Origin of the sequence: Pseudoalteromonas sp. SR45-5 (assembly GCF_014163565.1) — a bacterium.
Taxonomy (GTDB): domain Bacteria; phylum Pseudomonadota; class Gammaproteobacteria; order Enterobacterales; family Alteromonadaceae; genus Pseudoalteromonas; species Pseudoalteromonas distincta.
Map to the genome: position 1 here is coordinate 1 of NZ_JACJDN010000203.1, position 6,236 is coordinate 6,236.

6 protein-coding genes and 4 tRNA genes are annotated in these 6,236 nt (G+C 40.5%); 9 read left to right on the forward strand and 1 reads right to left on the reverse strand.

Annotated features, from left to right (window positions below):
* Window positions 1-99 precede the first annotated feature (99 nt).
* Window positions 100-699, forward strand: a complete 600-nt coding sequence (locus tag H5072_RS09385; RefSeq protein ID WP_182693370.1) for a DUF2057 domain-containing protein — start codon at window positions 100-102, stop codon at window positions 697-699.
* 58 nt (window positions 700-757) lie between these two features.
* On the opposite strand, the gene H5072_RS09390 is transcribed toward H5072_RS09385, so the two are convergent.
* A complete protein-coding gene (locus H5072_RS09390) occupies window positions 758-2,599 on the reverse strand; it encodes a M1 family metallopeptidase (protein ID WP_182675545.1) in 1,842 nt (613 codons plus the stop codon).
* 143 nt (window positions 2,600-2,742) lie between these two features.
* Here H5072_RS09390 and murB point away from each other — a divergent pair, with 143 nt between their 5' ends.
* The 8 genes from murB to H5072_RS09430 form a co-directional block, all read left to right on the forward strand.
* Window positions 2,743-3,750: a UDP-N-acetylmuramate dehydrogenase gene (murB, locus tag H5072_RS09395; RefSeq protein WP_182693371.1), complete on the forward strand. Its 1,008-nt coding sequence runs from the start codon at window positions 2,743-2,745 to the stop codon at window positions 3,748-3,750.
* Window positions 3,750-4,742: a bifunctional biotin--[acetyl-CoA-carboxylase] ligase/biotin operon repressor BirA gene (birA, locus tag H5072_RS09400; RefSeq protein ID WP_182693372.1), complete on the forward strand. Its 993-nt coding sequence runs from the start codon at window positions 3,750-3,752 to the stop codon at window positions 4,740-4,742. Before murB ends, birA begins: the two co-directional genes overlap by 1 nt.
* On the forward strand, window positions 4,739-5,449 hold the full coding sequence (locus tag H5072_RS09405) for a type III pantothenate kinase (RefSeq protein WP_182693373.1): 711 nt from the start codon (window positions 4,739-4,741) through the stop codon (window positions 5,447-5,449). The genes birA and H5072_RS09405 overlap by 4 nt, the downstream gene beginning before the upstream one ends.
* A gap of 126 nt (window positions 5,450-5,575) precedes the next feature.
* Window positions 5,576-5,651 (forward strand) — tRNA-Thr (locus tag H5072_RS09410).
* Between the two features lie 40 nt (window positions 5,652-5,691).
* Window positions 5,692-5,776: transfer RNA gene (locus H5072_RS09415), tRNA-Tyr, on the forward strand.
* Window positions 5,777-5,820: 44 nt separating this feature from the next.
* A tRNA-Gly gene (locus H5072_RS09420) sits at window positions 5,821-5,895 on the forward strand.
* An 11-nt stretch (window positions 5,896-5,906) separates the two neighbouring features.
* Window positions 5,907-5,982, forward strand: a tRNA-Thr gene (locus tag H5072_RS09425).
* Between the two features lie 129 nt (window positions 5,983-6,111).
* The coding region (locus H5072_RS09430) for a GTP-binding protein (RefSeq protein ID WP_033023824.1) at window positions 6,112-6,236 on the forward strand (125 nt) is incomplete at its 3' end.

The following is a 6,236-nucleotide window of genomic DNA, read 5'->3' on the forward strand; positions in this document are numbered from 1 at the left end:
GGCTCATAGTGTGTTCCTAATTAAGTGTTATGAATTTTAAGCTCACTAATGACAAACTTTCAAAACAGTGTCAAACTGAAATCAAATAAAGGAGTTAATATGCTTAAACCAATTTTAATAAGTAGTGCAGTTGCATTACTACTTAGTTTTTCGGCTAATGCTGAAAACATTCACTTTCCAGAAGAAATTGTACCACTACAAGTGGGCGATAAAATGCTAGAAAGCTCTTTGTTTAGCCGTATTGATGATGTAGAGCTTGCGCCAGGAACTTACCAGCTTAGGCTAAAATATACTGATTTATATGAAGATGATTATGACACGCATGAAGTTGTGGAGTCGGAACCATTTTGGGTAAGTGTAACTGTTGAAGCAGGTAAAGATTATACCTTAGTGTTTAATCGTGCTGAAAATGCAGTATCTGCAAAAGTATTTGCAGAAGCACCACAAGTTAGTTTAAAAGCAAAAAGTAGCGCTGTTGCAAAGCCTTTAAGTGTTATTTCTAACACGCAGCTAGCAAGCAATAAACCGGTAATGCAAAATACAATGCCTGCAGGACCTTCTCGTCCTAGTCAGCCAATAAAGCCGATAGCACCCATTACAGATAAAGGCATGCCAAGTGCGCCGCAAATGCTTGATTTTTGGTGGCAACAAGCCACAACTGCAGAGCGTAAAGCTTTTTTAGAAAAAGTGACAAAGTAGAAAAATAGCAAAACAAAAGGGCCAAATTTGGCCCTTTTTAGTTTCTAGTTAACGCTATTTATTCAAATAATGCGTCAATAGTACCTTGTGCAAGAGGGTGATACCCAGGGCGTGCTTTTAAGTACACGCTTTGTGCCCACTCTTTTTTACCGTTAGTGATAAGGGATTTATATAATGGGACAATTAATTTACGACGGCCAATACCTGATAAGTGCTTATCAAGTGCAGGGTAAATTGGTTGATAACCATTTCCTACTGCTAGCATAAACCAAGCAAATGCACGTTCAGCATTAGTTGACTGTGTTAGGTTAAATTCTGAGTCAAGCTCTACCATGTGCTCTTGGCTTAAATCACGTGGTAAGTTATTTAAAAAGTGTAGCCACTCATGCACAGACCAATCAGCTGTTGGCAGTTGAGCTGCAGTTGTGTCGCCTTTTAGCCATGCTGCTGTTGCAGTATCTACTTTATCAAATGCATCAGAAGTAGGGTTTGGCGCATCATTTGGTAATCCAGGTTCAAAAATCCATTCGTTTACTTTATCCATGCTTACAACACCAGGATACTTTTCAATTAAGTTAGCTTTTAAGTAAGTAACAAATTGCGCGGTAGTAAGTGATTTAAACGAAAACTCTTTAAAGTACGCTTTTACAAACGGGTCAAACTTATCGCGACCATATTTGTTTTCTAGGTAAATTAAAAATAATTGACCTTTAGTGTAAGGCACTGAACTGAATGCATCGTCTGGGTCGCGGCCGTTAAGTTTTAAATTAAGGCGTGTATCTGGTGCATCAATTGTTTTAAGTTGTGCGCGTAAAGACGCTGAATCAAGTGCTTGTTCCATAACCGCACGGTCACGGCCAAATACTTCTTCCATAATGCGGTTTTCAACGTACGAGGTAAAACCTTCGTTTAACCATAAATCTTCCCACGTTGCGTTAGTTACTAAGTTACCTGACCAAGAATGAGCAAGCTCATGAGCAATAAGGTTAACTAAGCTTTTATCACCGGCAACAACCGTTGGAGTAATAAATGATAAGCGTGGGTTTTCCATGCCACCAAACGGAAAACTTGGTGGTAGCATTAATAAGTCGTAGCGACCCCATGCATATTCGCCGTACATCGCGTTTGTTTTATCGATCATGGCTTGGGTGTCGTCAAATTCAGCAACAGAGGCATCTAAAATTGTCGGTTCAGCAAATATGCCTGTTTGATGCGACATTGCTTTAAATTCTAAGTTACCTGCGCCAATAGCAATTAGGTAAGGTGAAATTGCTTGTGGCATATCAAAAATGTAGTCGCCATCTTTATAAAGCGCATCTTTGTTATCGGCACTCATTACAGCACGTATATCTTTTGGTGTATGAATTCGTGCAGAGTAAGTTACACGCATTGCGGGTGTATCTTGCACTGGGATCCAACTACGTGCATGAATTGCTTGCGACTGGCTGTACATAAATGGATGCGTTTTACTTGCCGTTTGCTCTGGTGTTAACCATTGCAGGCCTGAAGCTTCTGGACGACTGTTGTAATAAATACGAACTACTTCAGCTTGGTTTTTAAACACAATAGTAAGCTTTGAACCTTTAACGTCATCTCGCTTAGCTAAATCAAAAGTCGCTTTTTTCCAGTTACCGCTTTGATCTTTGTACATTACTTTATCAATGTCTAAGTCGCGGGTATCAAGTACGAGAGTTCTACTTTTGCTGTTGTTCCACTGAAGAGTATGCTCTACAAAACCTTCTAACTGCTTGTCGGCAAAATCGACATCTAAATCAAGGTTTAAGTGAGTAGTAACAACATCATCAAGGTTAGCATACGAGTTTTGGTCAATCGCATTAGCCATTGCTTGCGAACACATACCCGCCATAGCGAGGCTTAAAAAAAGAGGTTTAATTTTCATCATTACTCTGAACACAAATAAAAAAGTGCTGGTTTTATATCACGATTGACACGGCGGGTTGAGTGATTTTTACAATCTAGTGCCACATTTGCGACGATGAGGTAAACTATTGCGATTAGTTACCGGTATTTTTAGAGAGCTTTGTGGCGCATTCATTACACTCCTTACATACATTCGCATTAAACAGCCAATGCCAAAATTTTGTTGAAATTACTCAGCTTGAGCAACTTAAAACGCAAAATTTTAGTGCACCGTTTTGTTTGCTGGGCGAGGGCAGTAACACCGTATTTTTAAATGACTACATGGGTACGGTTATAAAAATAGCTTTAAAAGGTATTAAAATTACTGAGCGCGAGAGCGACACACTAATAAGTATTGCCGCAGGCGAAAACTGGCATCAACTAGTTAGCTATTTATTAGAGAAAAATATACCCGGGCTTGAAAATTTAGCACTTATACCGGGCACTGTTGGCGCATCGCCGGTACAAAACATTGGTGCTTATGGCGTTGAGATAGCTAAATTTGTTGAGTTGGTAGAGTACTTTGATATAACCACTAACACTATGCATTCATTAAATAACGAGCAATGTGAATTTGCTTACAGAGACTCAATATTTAAACATGCCCTTAAAAATAAAGCGGTGATCACGCAAGTACACTTAGCGCTCCCAAAAAAATGGCAACCAGCATTAAGTTATGGCCCTTTGCAGCAGCTCTCAAGCATCACCCCGCAAGCTGTATTCGATCAGGTTATAAAAACGCGTGATAGCAAATTACCTAACCCATATACACTTGCCAATGCGGGCAGCTTTTTTAAAAACCCTATAATAACCAACCAGCAGTTAGCTGAACTATTAAAGCAATTTGCCGATTTACCTCATTACGAATATGGGCAAGGTCATCACAAGGTCGCGGCAGGTTGGTTAATCGATCAAAGTGGTTTAAAAGGGCACCGCGAGGCAGGTATAGAAGTGCATCAACAACAAGCTCTAGTACTTGTTAATCACGGAAATAGTGAAGGCAGCGACCTAATAAATATGATTAAACACATTCAGCAAGTTGTTTATAGGCGTTACAACATTATGTTAGAGCACGAAGTACGTTTAATGGATGCACGCAGCGAATGCCATATTAACGCGGAGCCTAAGTAATGAAAGCACCTGATGGAAACAAACTCGCTATTTTAAATGCACTCAACCAAGGAGGGTTTGTATCTGGTCAAGCCTTGGGTGAAAAGCTAGGTATTAGCCGAGCTGCGGTAAGTAAACATATTAAAACGTTACAAGAAATGGGCTTGGATATTTTTAAAGTGACTGGCAAAGGCTATTGTTTGAATAGTCAGGTGGGCCTTTTAAATAAAACGCAAATTGATCAGCACTACAAAGCGCTAGGTGCAAATACTGCCGATGTAGAAGTACACCCTATTATTGATTCGACCAACAGCGAGCTTATGCGCCGTATACAGGCCAAAACAACGCTTGAGTCTGGCACTGTTATTGTTGCTGAAATGCAGCAAGCAGGACGTGGTAGACGCGGCCGTGTTTGGCAATCCCCATTTGGCGCTAATTTGTATTACAGTTACTTTTGGCGTTTAGATGACGGCTTACAAGCTGCAATGGGCGTATCAATTGCGGTAGGCCTAGCTGTTTATGATGCTATTAAAGCGTTATACCAAGTTGACGTAGAACTTAAGTGGCCTAACGATATTTATATAAATAAGCAAAAACTTGCAGGTGTATTGGTTGAATTAGATGGACAACCGCAAGGACCTTGTCAGTTAGTGATTGGTATCGGTATTAATTTACAAATGCCTGAGAGCTTTAGTCAGCATATAGACCAAGCGTGGACCGACTTAAATCAACATACTCAAAAGCTTGATAAAAACCAACTTGTGGCTTCTCTTACTTACCATTTAGAGCAGCGTTTAGCGCAGTATCGTCAAACGGGTTTGCAAGCTATGTATGAGCAATGGAATTCGCTCAATGCGTTTGCTGGTGAATATGTTGAACTAAACACAGGGCACCGAAGTTGGCGTGGAATATGTGAAGGTATTGACGCACAAGGTGGAATACGAATTCGCCAAGACGGGGAAGTAAAAAGTTATTACGGTGGGGAAGTCTCCCTTAGAAAGGCGCAATTATGAGATTATTGATCGACGTAGGAAATACATCATTAAAAGCTGTGTTGTGGCATAACGAGCAAACACAACCGGCAGATATAAATAACCTGCCTTGGTTACAAATAACCGAAGTGATTTATGCATGTGTAGGGCGCAGTGATTTACTAAACGATATTCTCGCACAAGCGGCTAGCAATAATATTATTTGTTTTGAAGCCAAGGTAACCAAAACGCTTGGAGATCTTGTATGCGCTTACGAGCATGTAGCTAACTTAGGCATAGACAGGTGGCTTGCGCTTATTGCTGGATTTACGTTATATCCAAACACAGCATGCATTGTTGTTGATTCGGGTACTGCGACAACAATTGATGTGCTTAGTAGTGAAGGGTTGCATTTAGGTGGCTGGATTTTACCTGGGCTTGATTTAATGACCTCATCACTTACACAAAATACTCAACGTGTTTTTGATGATGGTAAAACTCCATTTACCAATGAACTGGGTAAAAATACGCCTAATGGTTTAAAAAATGGTGCTTTAGTGGCAACCATTGGAGCAATTGAGCAAGCTAAGTTGCACTTAATGGATAAAAAAACAGAGCAAAAAGTACAAATAATTTTTGCTGGTGGCTATGGCTTGCTTTTACAACAGCAATTTGAGGGAAGTATTTTTGATTCATTACTCGTAATGAAGGGGTTAAATTACTGGCACCAGCTAAGCAAAACAACATAAAAAAGTGCCAAAAACGTGTTTTCGCGTGAATATTGAGCATTTAAACTAAAAATTTACACTTTTTTTAATTTTATAGTTGCATCCCAATAAACCTTACTCTAATATCTCGCCCCGTACTAAAGCAGTGCCGACTTAGCTCAGCTGGTAGAGCAACTGACTTGTAATCAGTAGGTCAACCGTTCGACTCGGTTAGTCGGCACCACTTTCCTTTTACCGGAAGTGAATTAGTAGAGAATTATCGTGGAGGGGTTCCCGAGCGGCCAAAGGGATCAGACTGTAAATCTGACGGCTCAGCCTTCGCTGGTTCGAATCCAGCTCCCTCCACCACTTTATTCTTGACGGTTAGAGGTAGTTTAAGAACAGATTTTTATGCGGGCATCGTATAATGGCTATTACCTCAGCCTTCCAAGCTGATGATGCGGGTTCGATTCCCGCTGCCCGCTCCAGTTCTTGTGTTGCTGATATAGCTCAGTTGGTAGAGCGCACCCTTGGTAAGGGTGAGGTCGGCAGTTCGACTCTGCCTATCAGCACCAGTCCTAAGAATCTCCTTGATTACTTCCTTTATCTGTCAGAAAATACTATTTGAAAAAGATTAACTTAATCTACCTTTGGTGGATTATTTTCATATGTAATTTAGATACACAAAACTGATAGGTTCCGTCATGGCAAAAGAAAAGTTTGAACGCGTAAAACCGCACGTAAACGTTGGTACAATCGGCCACGTTGACCACGGTAAAACTACACTAACTGCAGCAATCACTAACGTACTTGCAAAAGTATACGGCGG

Coding starts and splice junctions, on each gene's coding strand:
- H5072_RS09385 (WP_182693370.1), top strand. CDS start 100: ATGCTTAAACCAATTTTAATAAGTAGTGCAGTTGCATTACTACTTAGT.
- H5072_RS09405 (WP_182693373.1), top strand. CDS start 4,739: ATGAGATTATTGATCGACGTAGGAAATACATCATTAAAAGCTGTGTTG.
- birA (WP_182693372.1), top strand. CDS start 3,750: ATGAAAGCACCTGATGGAAACAAACTCGCTATTTTAAATGCACTCAAC.
- H5072_RS09390 (WP_182675545.1), bottom strand. CDS start 2,599: ATGAAAATTAAACCTCTTTTTTTAAGCCTCGCTATGGCGGGTATGTGT.